This window comes from Acinetobacter sp. LMB-5 (assembly GCF_001541635.1).
GTDB classification, from domain to species: Bacteria; Pseudomonadota; Gammaproteobacteria; order Pseudomonadales; family Moraxellaceae; genus Acinetobacter; species Acinetobacter pittii.
This window is the reverse complement of sequence record NZ_LRDR01000005.1, coordinates 128,199-143,095: the sequence shown is the minus strand read 5'-3', so window position 1 is coordinate 143,095 and position 14,897 is coordinate 128,199. Positions and strand designations below refer to the sequence as shown.

13 protein-coding genes are annotated in these 14,897 nt (G+C 38.5%); 8 read left to right on the top strand and 5 right to left on the bottom strand.

Annotation, left to right across the window (positions count from 1 at the left end):
- Positions 1-693, bottom strand: a complete 693-nt coding sequence (locus AW165_RS07735; protein ID WP_005070633.1) for an ABC transporter ATP-binding protein — start codon at positions 691-693, stop codon at positions 1-3.
- Positions 694-737: 44 nt separating this feature from the next.
- Here AW165_RS07735 and AW165_RS07730 point away from each other — a divergent pair, with 44 nt between their 5' ends.
- On the top strand, positions 738-1,361 hold the full coding sequence (locus tag AW165_RS07730) for an arylesterase (protein WP_060465417.1): 624 nt from the start codon (positions 738-740) through the stop codon (positions 1,359-1,361).
- A 35-nt stretch (positions 1,362-1,396) separates the two neighbouring features.
- On the opposite strand, the gene AW165_RS07725 is transcribed toward AW165_RS07730, so the two are convergent.
- Positions 1,397-2,011 (bottom strand): carbonic anhydrase, encoded by a 615-nt coding sequence (locus tag AW165_RS07725; protein WP_002117769.1) that lies wholly within the window; start codon positions 2,009-2,011, stop codon positions 1,397-1,399.
- A 284-nt stretch (positions 2,012-2,295) separates the two neighbouring features.
- Between AW165_RS07725 and AW165_RS07720 the strand changes: the two genes are divergently transcribed.
- Together AW165_RS07720 and AW165_RS07715 are read left to right on the top strand one after the other, a co-directional pair.
- The gene (locus tag AW165_RS07720) at positions 2,296-3,321 is read left to right on the top strand and encodes an alpha/beta fold hydrolase (protein ID WP_017398678.1); all 1,026 of its coding nucleotides are present in this window, start codon (positions 2,296-2,298) and stop codon (positions 3,319-3,321) included.
- 25 nt (positions 3,322-3,346) lie between these two features.
- A complete protein-coding gene (locus AW165_RS07715; protein WP_039757120.1) occupies positions 3,347-4,354 on the top strand; it encodes a hypothetical protein in 1,008 nt (335 codons plus the stop codon).
- 23 nt (positions 4,355-4,377) lie between these two features.
- Here the strand turns inward: AW165_RS07715 and AW165_RS07710 are convergent, their stop codons facing one another.
- Entirely contained in the window at positions 4,378-6,642 is a 2,265-nt protein-coding gene (locus AW165_RS07710; RefSeq protein ID WP_060465416.1) for a TonB-dependent siderophore receptor, read from the bottom strand.
- A 169-nt stretch (positions 6,643-6,811) separates the two neighbouring features.
- A complete protein-coding gene (gene nfuA / locus AW165_RS07705) occupies positions 6,812-7,450 on the bottom strand; it encodes a Fe-S biogenesis protein NfuA (RefSeq protein WP_002117617.1) in 639 nt (212 codons plus the stop codon).
- Between the two features lie 158 nt (positions 7,451-7,608).
- On the opposite strand from nfuA, the gene AW165_RS07700 reads away from it, so the two are divergent.
- The 5 genes from AW165_RS07700 to AW165_RS07685 all read left to right on the top strand — a co-directional run bounded on the left by AW165_RS07700 (position 7,609) and on the right by AW165_RS07685 (position 13,450).
- Complete coding sequence (locus tag AW165_RS07700; protein ID WP_002117778.1) at positions 7,609-8,226, top strand: rhomboid family intramembrane serine protease; 618 nt, start codon at positions 7,609-7,611, stop codon at positions 8,224-8,226.
- 170 nt (positions 8,227-8,396) lie between these two features.
- The gene (locus tag AW165_RS07695) at positions 8,397-10,073 is read left to right on the top strand and encodes an arylsulfatase (protein WP_060465415.1); all 1,677 of its coding nucleotides are present in this window, start codon (positions 8,397-8,399) and stop codon (positions 10,071-10,073) included.
- Positions 10,070-11,074, top strand: a complete 1,005-nt coding sequence (locus AW165_RS07690) for a formylglycine-generating enzyme family protein (protein WP_060465414.1) — start codon at positions 10,070-10,072, stop codon at positions 11,072-11,074. The genes AW165_RS07695 and AW165_RS07690 overlap by 4 nt, the downstream gene beginning before the upstream one ends.
- Before the next feature lie 109 nt (positions 11,075-11,183).
- Complete coding sequence (locus AW165_RS19125; protein WP_000854552.1) at positions 11,184-11,348, top strand: hypothetical protein; 165 nt, start codon at positions 11,184-11,186, stop codon at positions 11,346-11,348.
- Positions 11,349-11,902: 554 nt separating this feature from the next.
- On the top strand, positions 11,903-13,450 hold the full coding sequence (locus AW165_RS07685) for a hypothetical protein (RefSeq protein ID WP_060465413.1): 1,548 nt from the start codon (positions 11,903-11,905) through the stop codon (positions 13,448-13,450).
- 47 nt (positions 13,451-13,497) lie between these two features.
- On the opposite strand, the gene AW165_RS07680 is transcribed toward AW165_RS07685, so the two are convergent.
- Entirely contained in the window at positions 13,498-14,832 is a 1,335-nt protein-coding gene (locus tag AW165_RS07680; RefSeq protein WP_060465412.1) for a D-serine ammonia-lyase, read from the bottom strand.
- Positions 14,833-14,897: the final 65 nt, after the last annotated feature.

The window sequence follows — 14,897 nt, the reverse complement described above, 5'->3', positions numbered from 1 at the left end:
TTAACCACCCTGTACTGTCTTTAGTCGGCCATCATCTAACTCAACATGACGCTGACAAAGGGATGCTAAATTACGATCATGGGTGACTAAAATCAGAGTCGTACCTAACTCTCGGTTTAAATCAAAGAGCAAGCTTTCAATTTCTTGTGCTGTCTGACCATCTAGGTTTCCAGTCGGTTCATCCGCAAAAATAATTTGTGGTTCTGCAATAAGAGCGCGTGCAATGGCTACACGCTGCTGCTCGCCACCAGATAAGACTTTAGGCGTTTGTTCAACTTGACGACTGAGCCCTACTCGATGCAACCAATCTAAAGCTTTTTTCTCCGCTGTTTTATAATCAAAGTCTTTACGTAATCGTAAAGGTAACATCACATTTTCAAGCGCACTCAACTGAGGCAGCAATTGAAAAGACTGAAATACAAAACCAATATGCTGCATTCTGATTTGGGCACGTTGTTCCTCTGTTAACTGATGTACAGCTTGACCACACAACCAGACTTCTCCTTCAGACGGTTGATCTAAAGTCGCCAAAATTCCCAGTAAGGTTGATTTACCTGAGCCAGAACGTCCCGTAATTGCTACCTGTTCCCCTTCAAAAATCTCTAAATCAATATCTTTTAAAATCGTAAACTGATTTTGGTTAATCTGAATAGTTTGTGTAACTTGATGGGCAGCAATGATGGGTTGTGGCATGATGTGAAAAGTCCTATGTATTCAGAATCAGGGTCGAAGTACAAATGTCTAAATCTTTTTTGATTGGTTCTAAAAGCATCATGCTCATCTCATTAAGTATGCTGCCTATGTTTGTATCGGCGAAAACTATTTTAATTTTAGGAGATAGTATTAGTGCCGGTTACGGAATTGATCCCAAACAAGGTTGGGTACAATTACTGCAAAAACGTTTAGACCAACAGTATCCCAAACAACACAAAGTGGTCAATGCAAGTGTTAGTGGAGAAACGACTAGCGGTGCTTTAGCTCAATTACCTAAGTTATTACAGACTTATAAGCCCAATGTGGTCGTGATTGAATTAGGCGGGAATGATGGCTTGCGTGGTCAACCACCTCAAATGATTCAAAAAAATCTGGATCAGCTCATTCAATTAAGCCAAAAACAAAAAGCCAAAGTTATTCTTTTTGGCATGAAGATTCCGCCAAATTATGGGGCTGCGTATAGCAAAGCTTTTGAAAATAATTATAAAGTTGTAAGCCAAAAATATCAGGTGAAACTACTACCGTTTTTTCTAGATGGTGTTGCTGGTCAAAAACAGCTTATGCAAAATGATTTAATTCATCCCAATGCTCAAGCGCAGTCAAAACTACTTAATTTAGCTTACCCATATATAAAAGGTGCCCTATAGGCACCTTTTATCTTTAAGTATTCTTTTTAATATGATCAGAAATCAAAAAAAGTAACTTCACCAGTTTCGAGTGAATATTCTGCACCGACAACAATCAACTCACCTTTTGCAATCAGGCTCTCTAACACCGCTGAACCATGGCGTAATTGATTTACAGAAGCAAAAACGTTTGAACGCACCGCATGACATGATAATTTTTTCAAATCATTTTTTAAGTCAGTCTGCATTAAAATTTCAACTGATGGACGAACGCGGTTCACAATCGACATTAGGTTAGATGATGGCGGGTGATCAGGATTCATTAACGTATCAATTGTTGCTTGAATCGCACCACAATGGCTGTGTCCTAATACGACTACAACTGGGCAGTCATAACGCTCTGCTGCGAACTCAACACTACCGACTTGTGAAGGTGCAACCACATTACCAGCTACACGGATTACGAATAAGTCACCAAGACCTTGGTCAAATACCATCTCTGCTGGAACACGAGAATCTGAGCAGCCAAGTACAATTGCAAACGGATTTTGATCCTTTGCCATTTCAGCGCGTTCTTGATGAGATAAGGTTTTTGCAAGGGAAGTATTTCCATTTACAAATCGTTGATTACCGGCTTTCAGACGATCTAAAACTTCTTGCGCAGTAGGCATTTTATATTTCCATTGTTTTTTCAAGGTTGGAAATCATTTTAATGTGTCAAAATTTGAATGTCACTGACAAAAAATAAATCCTTTTCTATGAAAAAATTTAAAAATACTTAACCTGTTTTAATGTAGAGCTCACTGCATATTCGCTACTGTTTAGTGAAAAAATAGACATACTTTGGTTCTCGGATTGACTATAATTTTCTTCATTCCAAACATTTGGCAAATGACTCATTGGCAAAGTTTTTCAATAATTTTTCAAACTCGCTTAAGCTTCAAGGATGAAATCTATGACAAGGCTGTCCACATCAATTATGGCCTCTATGAAAAAAACTGCTACCGCACTGACTTTGGCTTGTAGCGTATTGTCAGTGATGAGTATTTCTCAAACACAGGCAGCCGATAATATTGATGTGACATTCCAGAATGTATTACAGCAAGAACGTAGCTGGGCAGGCCTACAAAGCAAAAGCTTAAAAGTCGGTGATGTGACTTGGTCATATAGCGAAGGCGGCTCTACAACAAAACCGACTTTACTCCTTATTCATGGTTTAGCGGGTAGCCGTGATAACTGGAACCGAGTGGCTCGTTATCTCACCACAAATTATCATGTCATTATTCCTGATTTGCCGGGTAGTGGTGAAACTATCGTTTCCCAAGACTTCGATTATTCGGTACCAAATCTTGCTGAAAAATTACGTCGCTTTGTTGAGGCAGCAAATTTAAAAGGTCCAATTCATATTGCTGGGCACTCACTCGGCGGATCTATTGCCCTACTCTATGCTGGACAATATCCATTTGAAACCAAAAGTCTATTCTTGGTGGATAGCGGCGGTATTTTTCGCTCAGCCAACACAATTTATTTAAAAGATCCTGCTTACCTAAAACAGCTTTTAGTATCTAAAAAAGGTGACTTTAATTATTTATTAAAACAAACCATGTTTAATCCTCCGTTTATTCCTAAAGAATTTCTTCAAGCTCAAGAAAAGTTGATGATTGATCAAGCACCTCAAACACAAAAACTGGTTGATCAATTGATTGCACTTAATAAAGTCTATACACCAGACTCATTTGCGGTACTTACCAAAACGATCGATGCACCGACGCTCATTCTATGGGGCAAACAAGATAAGATTATTAATGTCGAAGTAGCAAGTGAACTAAAACGACTTTTAAAGAATGCTCAGCCTCCAGTTATTTTAGAAAATGTAGGCCATATGCCGATTTTGGAAGCTGAACAGTTGGTTATGCAACAATATCTACCGTTTTTACTTAAAGTAGAAACAAATCAGTCGTCAAAAACGACCACACCTTAATAAAACTTCGGACTTGTGAGACCTTATGTCTACCCAACCACTTATTGAAAAACTTATTGAAGCTCATCTTGATTTTTTAGATGAGCAATTTGCTCAGACTCAGGTGATCCAGCAAGAGTTTGAGCAATTTTATCATTGGTTGGGGAGTCGGCAATTACAACATCTGTGGACTTTTGAACAAATTCAACAGCTCATTCAAAAGCAGATTTTAGATACGCCTGCTTCTGATTTCCTGATTGAACAAATTGCTGAGCATATTCGGTTTGTATTGATTCATCCTGCAAATGAAACCGCAACTGTTGAAGATGTTATTCCTGTTTTAACGATTGACCGAATTGCACAATACGTTGCAAGTAAAGAAGAGCACCGTAAAAAACTGATTAAAACGATTGTGAATAATCCTGCTTTTTCGGCCCTGCTCACGCAACTGATTCAGCAAACAATGCATGATTATTTAGATGAATCAATGTCAAAGCGTGTACCAGGTGTAGGTCGTTTTATGAAAATGGGGAAATCTGTTTTAGAAACAGTAACCGATTCAAATCTGGACGATACGATTAATCATTATTTGCAAAAGAATATTTTAAAACTCAGCCAAATGAGTGAGCGTGTTTTAAACCAACATTTTGACAATGATAAGCTCTACCATTTTCAGGCAAATGTTTGGCATAAAGTTAAAACTATGCCACTTTCTGTTTTAAAAAATTATGTAGAAACTCAAGACTTATCAAAAACGGTTGGCCTAGGACATGAAATCTGGGACCACATTCGCCAAACTGATTATCTAAAACAGCAAGTACATGATGGTATCTATACTTGGTATGTACGTAATCAGGAGCGTAGTTTTGATTTATTGCTTCGTGACCTCAATATCGATGAAAGCTTAGTGCAACATGAGCTGACCACGTTACTTGTGCCTGTATTACAGCAGTTAATTACAACAGGACATTTAAGACGCCGTGCGCGTGTTTACTTAGAAAGTTTTTATTATTCTGAAAAAGCATTAGATATTTTAAATAACAAAGGCGCTTAGAGCGCCTTTGTTATTTGTGTTGATTAGAAAGAATATTTTAAAGAAGCATAATAAGCTCGACCTGGTTCATTATAAGTTTGGCTGATCGAATTACTGTCTCGTAAAATTTGTTTATCAAACAAGTTGCTTACACCAACACGCGTACTTATATTGTCTGAGAATTTATAACCGACATTTATTCCAGCGGTACTATAGCTTTTTACAGTACTTGGCTTAAGCGCAGAATTTACTCCACCTGATCCAATACCAGATTCGATTCTACTTTCTGCAAACTGACGTGATTTTTGACGACCATATTGAGTAAATACAAAATTCACATCTAACTGATCTGTGATGTCATAATCAAAAATTGAGTTAATTGTATAGATTGGAACTAAAGATAATGGATTACCTGTTTGTTTATCTTTTGAATCCATCATATACGTAAAGTTGTTAGTCCAGCGGATATCACCGAAATCTAATCCTAAGCTTCCTTCAAAACCTTGAATTAATGCTTTAGGCGTATTTTCCCAACGTAAGATATTCCACTTAGTATTGGTCACAGCTCCTGTATTTGCATTCGTGCTTGAACCATCAACTGTTCCAACAACGTTTGTACCAGCCACAATTTTATCTTTATAGTCATTGCGGAACCAAGTTAAGCTCGCATTCACGATGTCTTTTTGGAACTGGATACCGAGCTCTTTGTTAACCGAAGTTTCTGGTTTTAAATCACCATTACCTTGTAACAAGCAACGTGACTCAATATTGGCCGGACAACCATTCCCATTTGTACTTAATAAATACCCTTCGGCATTTTGATACATATTCGGTGCTTTATAAGCTTTTGCTACCCCACCTTTTAAAGTGAAATAATCGTTAAGTCTTTGGGTAATATTTAAGCTTGGACCCCAGTTAGAACCAGATTTACTATGGTCATCAAAACGCAGACCTAACACGACATCTGTGCTCTCTGTGAGTTTCAAGTTATCTTCAATATATGCAGAAGCAATACGCGATTCCATTTTACTACGATCGCCTTTAGCCAATTGATCGCCATAACCTGAACCACTACTGTCTTTCCCTTGATTTGTCGACACATTATCTTTAAACCTGTCTTCAACCCATTCAGTACCAAGTGTTAATACATGCGGTACATAATATTCAAAAGGAATATTGGCTTCACCATTAAATCGAAGAGTTTCTAAACGTGAAGTGGCTTTATCATCAAGGTTATTAATTTTTCCTTCTGTGCTACCGCCCAAGCCTTCTGGAAGGCGTTTATTATGCGTTTTGTCATATTGAGCAACGAGTTTACTCTTACCCCAAGACCAATCACCCTCATGGGTTAATGCGTAGCTATCACGGTACATAGTATTGGTTTCTTTACCAATAAGTTCCGAAAGAATCGCATCAGCTTCCGCATTTGCATTTAACTGAGAGTCACCAGAATAAATATTACCTTGTTTGCTAGAAGAGACATCAAGCAAAACAGTTTGCTGATCTGTTGCCTGCCAAGCTAAACGACCTGAAATATCTTTATTTTTAACGCCTTCACGCCCAGCTGCGGTACTACCAATTGATTTATTAATATCAACATCGTCAGCTTCTGTTTTATTGTAATTACCATATAAACGATAAGACAAAACGTCTTTGATCAGTGGCCCACTTACGTTAAAACCAACACGATTTGATGCACCTTCTTTAGAGTCTTCAGGCTGTGACGTATAAAACTCTACTGAGCCATGGGTTTCATTAGTCACTTTTTTAGTAATGATGTTAACCACACCACCTGCCGCACCGGAGCCATAACGAGCTGCTGCTGGACCACGTAAAACCTCAATCGATTCGATTGCTTCTGCTGGCACCCAGTTTGAGTCACCTCGTGTATCACGCTCTCCTTTCCAGCCATAACGGACTGAATTACGAGAGTTAATTGGTTTCCCATCCACTAAAATAAGCGTGTTTTCAGGCCCCATTCCACGGATATCAATTTGTCTATTATTGCCACGCTGCCCTGTTGCGCTGTTACCTGTTAAATTGACACCAGGCATACGGCGCACATAATCAGAAATATCATTACGAACTGGTAGTTTTTCTAAATCTTCTTGGGTGATTACTGATACGCCGAGCGACTGCTTCACCTGCTCTTCAGCTGTTACAAAAATTGTTTCCAATTTCACAGGTTCAGCAGGCTTTTCTAATGCTTTTTCAGCTTGTTCTTGCTCATTTTGTGCAGCATAAGCCATAGACATCATACTTGCCAGTACTGAAGCAGAAAGCACTGACTGGATAATACGCTTCGACATAAGTATTCCCAATATATTGATTTATTAAACATCTCTCATTTTCAGTTCCGCATTGTAACAAAGATAAATAAAATTACAAATGATATTGATAATAATTATCATTATTTATATTGAATAATAAAAAAACCTCATTGCGAGGCTTTTTTATTTCACTTTTCAAATAATTTGATTATTTGAAATAAGCACCTTCAGCTTGCGTATGGTCTGTTTGGTCAACCACACGTTGAAGCTCAGGAATGTTCTCTCTTAAAGTAGTTTCTACACCTTGTTTCAAGGTAACATCAATTGCAGAACAACCTTGGCAACCACCACCAAATTTCAATACAGCAGTTAAACCGTGTTCTGGATCATCTTGTACTTCTACCAAGCTACAATTTCCGCCATGCCCTGCAAGACCTGGGTTAATTTCTGCCTGAAGAATGTAAGTAATACGTTCTTCAATCGAAGCATCTGGACCAACACGTGGAACTTTAGAATTTGGAGCACGGAAAGTGAGCTGACCACCAAAACGGTCTTTGTTGTAATCAATTACGGCATCTAAAAGATAAGGAATAGATGGCGCATCAATATACGCAGGAAAATCAGGATAGTCCTGCTTATAATCCGTTGGGATCACTTCTTCTGGCGCACTATATGCCATACAGCATTCCGCACGTGGCGTACCCGGATGCTCAACAAAAATTCGAACGCCAATTCCCGGAGTATTTTGCTTCGTTAATAAATCGTGCAAATACTCTTGTGCAGATGGTGTAATCAAAAGGTTTGGAATTTCTTCTGCAACAGCAGTGTTGGTGTTCTCAGTCGACATAACAATATTCCTCAAGCTGATGCCTTTATATTAACCGAAGATGAGGTGGATTTAAAAAAAATCAACTAAATTTGTCGGATTTATACACAACAGGGTTTCAAGTTAAGTTTTTAATGGCATTATTGAACTCAGTATTGATCATTTTTTAAATATTTCTTATGTTGCATTTGCCGTTTAACCATACAGTTACTCTTATTATTATTACGGTCATTATCTCTTTACTTGCTTTTAGCAATCAAAATGTAATGAACCGATTGATTTTTTGGCCGCCTGCAATGCAACGTGGACAAATTGATCGATTCATTACTCATGGCTTTATCCATGCCGACGGAACACATTTACTGTTCAACATGATTACCCTGTTTTTCTTTGGCAGTATCATTGAAAGTTTTTACCGCCAATATTTCTATGACATGGGTTTTGTGTTGTTCTATTTAGGTGGCTTAATCTTTGCAATTTTGCCAAGCTATTTACAACATAAAAATGATGCGAACTGGGCCAGCCTAGGTGCTTCAGGTGCTGTTTCAGCGGTTTTATTTGCTTATATTCTGTTTCAGCCATGGAAGCTGATTTTTGTATTCTTCATTCCTGTACCCGCTATTATTTTTGCTATTTTATATGTGGCGTACAGTATTTGGGCTGGTAAACGTGGTAATAGTCATATTAACCATAGTGCTCATTTATGGGGTGCAGCTTACGGAATCATCGTAACCATTTTACTTGAACCTAAAGTTATTCCACATTTCTTAGACCAGCTTACCCGTCTTCCTTTCTAAACGATATAAATCAAAGAAAAGCCCGTTATGGGCTTTTCTTTTTTTCTGATTTATTTATCTACATAAATTCTCAGTCTTTTTTCTGATTTTCTTTGATCAATTCGTTGTTTTGTTTGCAAAAACCATCTGATTAAACTCATGCCAATTCTTTTAATAATTCAGATGATACAATGAAGTACAGAGCAATTTTATCTAGCCTTTCCATTGCTTTATTTAGCTTATCTCTGGCTGGATGTAATGACAATGATAATCAAGAAAATGTCGTAAGCACGCCTAAGCAACCCAATATCTTATTTATTATGGCTGATGACTTAGGCTATTCAGATTTAGGGGCTTTTGGTGGCGAAATTCATACCCCTAATATTGATAGTCTGGCTCAAGAAGGTCGACTTTTAACGGATTATCATACTGCCCCGACCTGTTCGCCAACACGCTCTCAGCTTATTTCCGGTACTGATCATCATTTAGCTGGTATTGGGGCAATGGCGGAACTCACCCCAGAGCATTTGAAGGGACAACCAGGTTATGAAGGCTATTTAAACGACCGTTCGCTATCCATCGCACAAGTACTTAAAGACAATGGTTACCGCACGTATATTAGTGGTAAATGGCATTTAGGCTTAACCCCTGAAAGCAATGCACATGCTAAGGGTTTTGATCATTCATTTACCTTATTACAAGGTTTAGACCATCATTTTAAACAAGCTCCAAGTGCCTTTAAACGAAATTCAACTTATACAGAAGATGGGCAAATTATTCCTATTTCGGCATTACCTGATGACTTTTTCTCTACCAACTATTTTACCGATAAATTACTCAGCTACTTAGATTCAGGCAAAAATAGTGGCAAACCGTTCTTTGCTTATGCTGCCTATACGGCGCCTCACTGGCCAATTCAAGCCCCAGCCGAATATCGTGAAAAATATCGCGGAGTTTATGATGTAGGCTACGATGCCATTCGTAATGCCCGCATTGCGAGACAAAAACAGCTTGGAATTATTCCTGCAAACTTTGATGCAGCAGAACCAATTGCGACTCAAAATGCTCCACAAAAATATGGGAAATGGGATGAGTTAACAGCCGAACAAAAGGCACTAGAAGCTCGTAAGATGGAAATCTATGCGGGTATGGTAGAAAATCTTGATGCCAATGTCGGCCGCATTATTCAATATCTCAAACAAAATAATCTTTATGACAATACTTTAATTTTCTTTGTTTCAGACAATGGTGCAGAAGGTTTTGTACGTGGCGGATATGGCAGTGAATCTGGTTTTGATAACTCAGTAGCAAATGTGGGTACACCTAGTTCGTACCACTATATCGGGCCACGTTGGGCCGAAGTCAGTGCGGCGCCTTTCCACTTATGGAAAGATACGGCGGGCGAAGGCGCAACAACTGCCCCTGCTATTGTGAAATTACCAAATCAGAAAAAAGCAGAACAAACTAATCATAGCTTTGCATCTGTACTCGATGTTTTCCCTACCTTACTAGAATATGCTCATATTCCAGTACCACAAGGTCAATATAATGGCCGGGCCATTAATACGCCATCTGGAATTTCATGGAAACCTTTGCTTGAAAACAAAACCGATACTATTCGTCCTGCAAATTTTAGCTTTGCCGATGAGTTACATGGCAGCAAATATGCAAAACAAGGTGAATGGAAAATCGCACTTCAAGGACGACCTGAATTAGGCACAGGGACTTGGGAGCTATACAACATTAAATTAGATCGCGGTGAAAGACAAAACGTTGCTCAGCTTTATCCTGCAAAAGTTCAAGAACTCTTATCGGTCTATCAAGAATATACTGAAAAAAATGGTGTGCAGGAATATAACGCCAAATGAAATTGAAGCCATTTTTAGTTACCACAATCAGCCTGTCTATTATGACGGGCTGTAGCCAATCTTCAAAAGTTTCTGAATCTAGGCCTTCGATGCAACAGCAAACTTCTTTAGCTGATTTAGGATCTATTGAAAAGTGTCAAAACTATACTGGTCTGCCTCAGGGTTGGCTCAAACAGCCGACAGCAGGAATGGTTTTAATTGCCGATGGAGATTTTAACTTTGGTTCTGAAAAGGCCTATCCTGATGAACTTAATTTTGGAAAAAAGCAGCGCGAAGTCAAAGGATTTTGGATTGACCAAACTGAAGTTACGGTCGCTCAATTTGCAAGTTTTGTAAAAGCAACTGGCTATATTACAGATGCCGAAAAACAAAAACAGGCTGCTGTTTTTTCACCAGATCCTGATCATCCACAGAAATGGTGGCAGCTAAAATCAGGGTATACATGGAAAACGCCAAACGGCGGTACTGGAGCTATAGCAAATCCTAATGAGCCTGTAAGGTATGTAAGTAAAAATGATGCTGAACATTATGCAGTGTGGCTAGGACGTGATTTACCAACAGAACTAGAATGGGAATATGCAGCTAAAGCCAATTCAAAAACTGATACCCCTTTACATCAGGCCCCTACTGATGAACATCAACATCCGCAAGCCAATTACTGGCAAGGCGAATTCCCTTTTCAAAACCTAAATCAAGACCACTTTAAAGGTGTTGCACCCGTTGGATGTTTTGCGGCAAATAAATTCAAACTATTTGATATGATTGGAAATGTATGGGAATGGACATCTTCTCCTTATCAAGGTGCTCATGACCAGCATATGGGAAATTATTCTGATTTACGTCAACAAGAAATCACCAGCACTCAATATGTAATTAAAGGTGGATCTTTTCTTTGTGCACAAAATTATTGTTCACGTTATCGTAGCAGTAGCCGTTATCCACAAGATTTTGATTTAGCTGCAACACATGTTGGATTTCGGACTATTTTACGGTCTCCTTAATTTCTACTTAATTCGACTTATTAAAGATATTTTTTAACCAAAATTAGATCGAAAAATAATCAAAATGTTTTTATAGTACAAGTGAGAATGATAAAAAAGTGAGAACAAGATGAAAACTTTACTTCTTTGTGCCGCAGCAATTTTCACAATGTCACTATCAGCCTGTGCGGTCCATACACCTGAAGGTAGTATTGTGATTGACCCTGATTCACCATATTACGGACATCCAGGAGGCTTTTGCCCACCAGGACAAGCTAAAAAAGGACGTTGTTAGAAATACCCTCTTTTAAAGTAATTTTGAAGTTACTCTAAAGAAATAGGCTTCAATCAAGTGATGAATTGAATACTAAATGGAGGGTTCCAGCCCAAAAATAGATGGGATGAAACTAGAAAATTATGGTGTAAAAAAATCACCATATCCCCAAGATTTTTAAAAGACAATCTTACGTTGTCTTCTATCTAGTTTCACCCCAATTCTTTCTTATTCCGTTTGACTTTTCTGACCACTTAAGAAAAAAGTCTAGTTTTTAATCATTTCTGTATCTCTATTATTGATACATTTTGAACATTTTACCTTCAGGTTAATACTGATGTATTTGCTTAATACAAAATAAACATTTATGTAACGTAAGTCTATAAAAATGTTCTAAAAATGTGAAAAAAATTAAGGCCAAAATGAGATGAATTTATCATAATAACTTTCTCTTTCACGTTTCATCACATAAATAATCAATATTATTTTGTCAGTTATTGCCACTCGTTTCCTTTCATTGGCATAGATAATGTATACACATGTATATTAACCCAGTCGTATAAACGAGATATTTTATGTCCAGCACAAGTCAAGTCGAAGGTCTACAATTTCCGGTACACGCCTCAACAAAAAAACAAAGTACATCTCTTACAGGCCAAGAGATTTTGTCAGAGGCCTTATCTATTGTAGATAATAAAACCGCACAACAAGTGTTGAATGAAAAAAACTGGCGAAAAAACTATCCTTTATATTTTAAAGCTCTTGTTAAACAAGGGATTTCTAATATCAACAACCCAATTACTATTGCGAAGCAAGGATTGCATAAAGCTCACCATATTTTTGATTATTATCGTGATGGTAAACACTACCTTTTAAAAGATGCCGTTCATATTGCTTCATCCAAGCCTCTTTATACAGTAAAACTTAAAGGTGAAAGTGACGCAGCACCTGAATGGTATGTTCCTTATAAAGGACAAAAGCTGAGTGGACAAAGCTTACTGGACCAAATTCAGCGCTGGGAAGAGACTGGTATTATTGAGCCAAGTCATGCAAAAGCACTTCGTGAAGCTATTGCTCATCCAGAATGGTTCGATTTGTCTGACCGTACGATGGTGCTGTTTGGTGCAGCCTCAGAAGCAGGACCACTGCCTTGGTTAGCCAAATGGAAAGCAAATATTGTTGCTGTAGATTTACCAAACTCACGAGTCTGGGGCAAAATCTTAAATACGATTCAACAAGGGAATGCAACACTCATTGCACCATGTGTTGAAGCCGTTGATTCGTCAGCAAAAGCTTCGGAGTTAAAAGATAAGCTGGGTGCAAATTTACTGACTCAATTACCAGAAATAGCGCAGTGGTTGGTGCAGTTTCCACAAAAGTTAGATTTGGCAGCAATCGCCTATTTAGATGGTGAAAAGCATGTCCGCGTTTCCATGGCAATGGATAGCATCATGCAATTTGTGAGCGAGCATAAGCCTGATACAAGCCTTATGTTTATGTGTACTCCAACCGATGTTTATGCAGTACCAAAAGAAGTTGCAGAGGCTGCTCAAGAGAAATTTAAATCCCGCAAAAAAATGCAAAAATTGGCAGTAAAAGGCGTTTCTGCTCTTTCGCTCAATCGTTTTTTTCAAGCGCCATATCAAGACTTGGTTACATGTGAAAATGGAAAAACTTATGGTATTGCCGACTGCTTAGTGGTTGAACAAGGTCCAAACTATGCTTTGGCAAAGCGTATTCAACAATGGCGTGCTATTTTGGCCCGTCATCAAGGACAACGTGTCAGCATTAATATTGCACCATCGACAACCACTCATTCAGTGACTAAAAATCCATTATTGAAAGCAGCTTTTAATGGCGCAGAACTTTTCGATGTAGAAGCATTTAGCCCTGAAACCACCAATGCCATTATGGCGGCACTCTGGATTCATGACTTAAGAAATGAGTCTTCTGTCGCGAATCCTGAAACTGTATTAGACCATCCGCTTGAACTTATGATGGAAGGTGCCAATCATGGTGGATTATGGCGTGTGGCTTATTTAGCACGAACTGCCCTACCTTTTGCCGCAATTTATGGTTTTGCTACCGAAAAACTTCCTTTTAGAAAATCATCTAAAAAATAATTTGATTAAAGCCCAATCCTAGAATTGGGCTTTTTTCTAATGTGTCTTTATTTATCTTGAAAGTGTGATAGATATTTTTGCATTTCATCAGGAGGCACCATGCCACCCCCAGTAGCCCATATTACATGATTTGCTTGCTGCAACTGCTCAGCTGTTAACTGGTGTAAAGCCAAGTAATCAGGACTAGTCTCTACATAATACGGCCCCATCATGCCTGCTACCGCAGAAGGCTCAAGCTGAATATTCTCAGTTTGATTTAAAAGCGCAATGAGCTCATATAAACGTTCATCGTGAATGGTGTAATAGCCATCAATTAACTGTTGCATAGCACGCCCGACAAAACCTGAAGCACGTCCTACCGCAAGTCCGTCTGCCGTAGTAACGTTATCAATGCCAATGTCATTAACTGAAATCTGATCATGCAAACCTGTGTAGACACCAAGTAACATGCACGGCGAATGTGTGGGTTCTGCAAAGATACAGTGTACATGCTCACCAAAAGCCAGTTTTAGTCCAAAACTCACCCCACCAGGCCCACCACCGACTCCACATGGCAAATAAACAAATAATGGGTGTTCAGCATCGACTTTAATTTGGTTTTGCTCCAATTGCTGTTTTAAGCGTATTCCTGCAACGGCATAACCTAAAAATAATGTTGTTGAGTTTTCATCATCAATGAAAAAGCAGTGTGGATCTTGCTCTGCGGCTTTTCGTCCCTCTTCAACAGCTACGCCGTAATCACTAGCATATTCTACAACGTTAACGCCGAGTGAACGTAGTTTGTCTTTTTTCCACTGTCTAGCATCAGCCGACATATGAACAGTGACTCTAAAGCCGAGTTTGGCGCTCATAATGCCAATAGAAAGCCCAAGGTTGCCTGTAGAACCTACTGCAATTTGATACTTAGAAAAGAATGCCCTAAATGAATCTTGATCTAATTTACTATAATCATCTTCTGGTTTGAGTAACCCTGCCTGCATGGCAAGTTTTTCAGCATGTGTGAGCACTTCATAAATGCCACCACGTGCTTTGATAGAGCCTGAAATTGGTAGATGACTATCCTTTTTCAACCAGAATGTTCCGTTAAGCTGTACTTGTTTTGCTGAAGAAAGTGCTTGCTGCATATGAGCAATTTCAACAATATCTGATTCAATTTTTCCATGTTGTGCTTGAGTTTCAGGAAATACTTTTGTCAAATAAGGTGCGAAACGCGCTAGTCTTGCTTCTGCTTCACTTACGTCCTTAGCGGTTAGTCCAACTTTTTCTAAAGCTTCTTTTAAAGGATAGCGATGAGGTGTAAACCAAAATGTTTCTTGATAGGCTTGAAGTGTTTCAATAAGTGGAAATTGTTGTTTTAGCTGATCTATTTGAACCGCATTCATAATATATCCTGATATAAAATTTTAAGCCCAATCTATAAAGCTGTTTGATGGCCTATAACAACCTA

What these genes read in the sequence shown, in the direction of transcription:
- AW165_RS07735 (WP_005070633.1), bottom strand. Translation starts at nt 693, where the DNA reads ATGCCACAACCCATCATTGCTGCCCATCAAGTTACACAAACTATTCAG.
- AW165_RS07730 (WP_060465417.1), top strand. Translation starts at nt 738, where the DNA reads ATGTCTAAATCTTTTTTGATTGGTTCTAAAAGCATCATGCTCATCTCA.
- AW165_RS07725 (WP_002117769.1), bottom strand. Translation starts at nt 2,011, where the DNA reads ATGCCTACTGCGCAAGAAGTTTTAGATCGTCTGAAAGCCGGTAATCAA.
- AW165_RS07720 (WP_017398678.1), top strand. Translation starts at nt 2,296, where the DNA reads ATGACAAGGCTGTCCACATCAATTATGGCCTCTATGAAAAAAACTGCT.
- AW165_RS07715 (WP_039757120.1), top strand. Translation starts at nt 3,347, where the DNA reads ATGTCTACCCAACCACTTATTGAAAAACTTATTGAAGCTCATCTTGAT.
- AW165_RS07710 (WP_060465416.1), bottom strand. Translation starts at nt 6,642, where the DNA reads ATGTCGAAGCGTATTATCCAGTCAGTGCTTTCTGCTTCAGTACTGGCA.
- nfuA (WP_002117617.1), bottom strand. Translation starts at nt 7,450, where the DNA reads ATGTCGACTGAGAACACCAACACTGCTGTTGCAGAAGAAATTCCAAAC.
- AW165_RS07700 (WP_002117778.1), top strand. Translation starts at nt 7,609, where the DNA reads ATGTTGCATTTGCCGTTTAACCATACAGTTACTCTTATTATTATTACG.
- AW165_RS07695 (WP_060465415.1), top strand. Translation starts at nt 8,397, where the DNA reads ATGAAGTACAGAGCAATTTTATCTAGCCTTTCCATTGCTTTATTTAGC.
- AW165_RS07690 (WP_060465414.1), top strand. Translation starts at nt 10,070, where the DNA reads ATGAAATTGAAGCCATTTTTAGTTACCACAATCAGCCTGTCTATTATG.
- AW165_RS19125 (WP_000854552.1), top strand. Translation starts at nt 11,184, where the DNA reads ATGAAAACTTTACTTCTTTGTGCCGCAGCAATTTTCACAATGTCACTA.
- AW165_RS07685 (WP_060465413.1), top strand. Translation starts at nt 11,903, where the DNA reads ATGTCCAGCACAAGTCAAGTCGAAGGTCTACAATTTCCGGTACACGCC.
- AW165_RS07680 (WP_060465412.1), bottom strand. Translation starts at nt 14,832, where the DNA reads ATGAATGCGGTTCAAATAGATCAGCTAAAACAACAATTTCCACTTATT.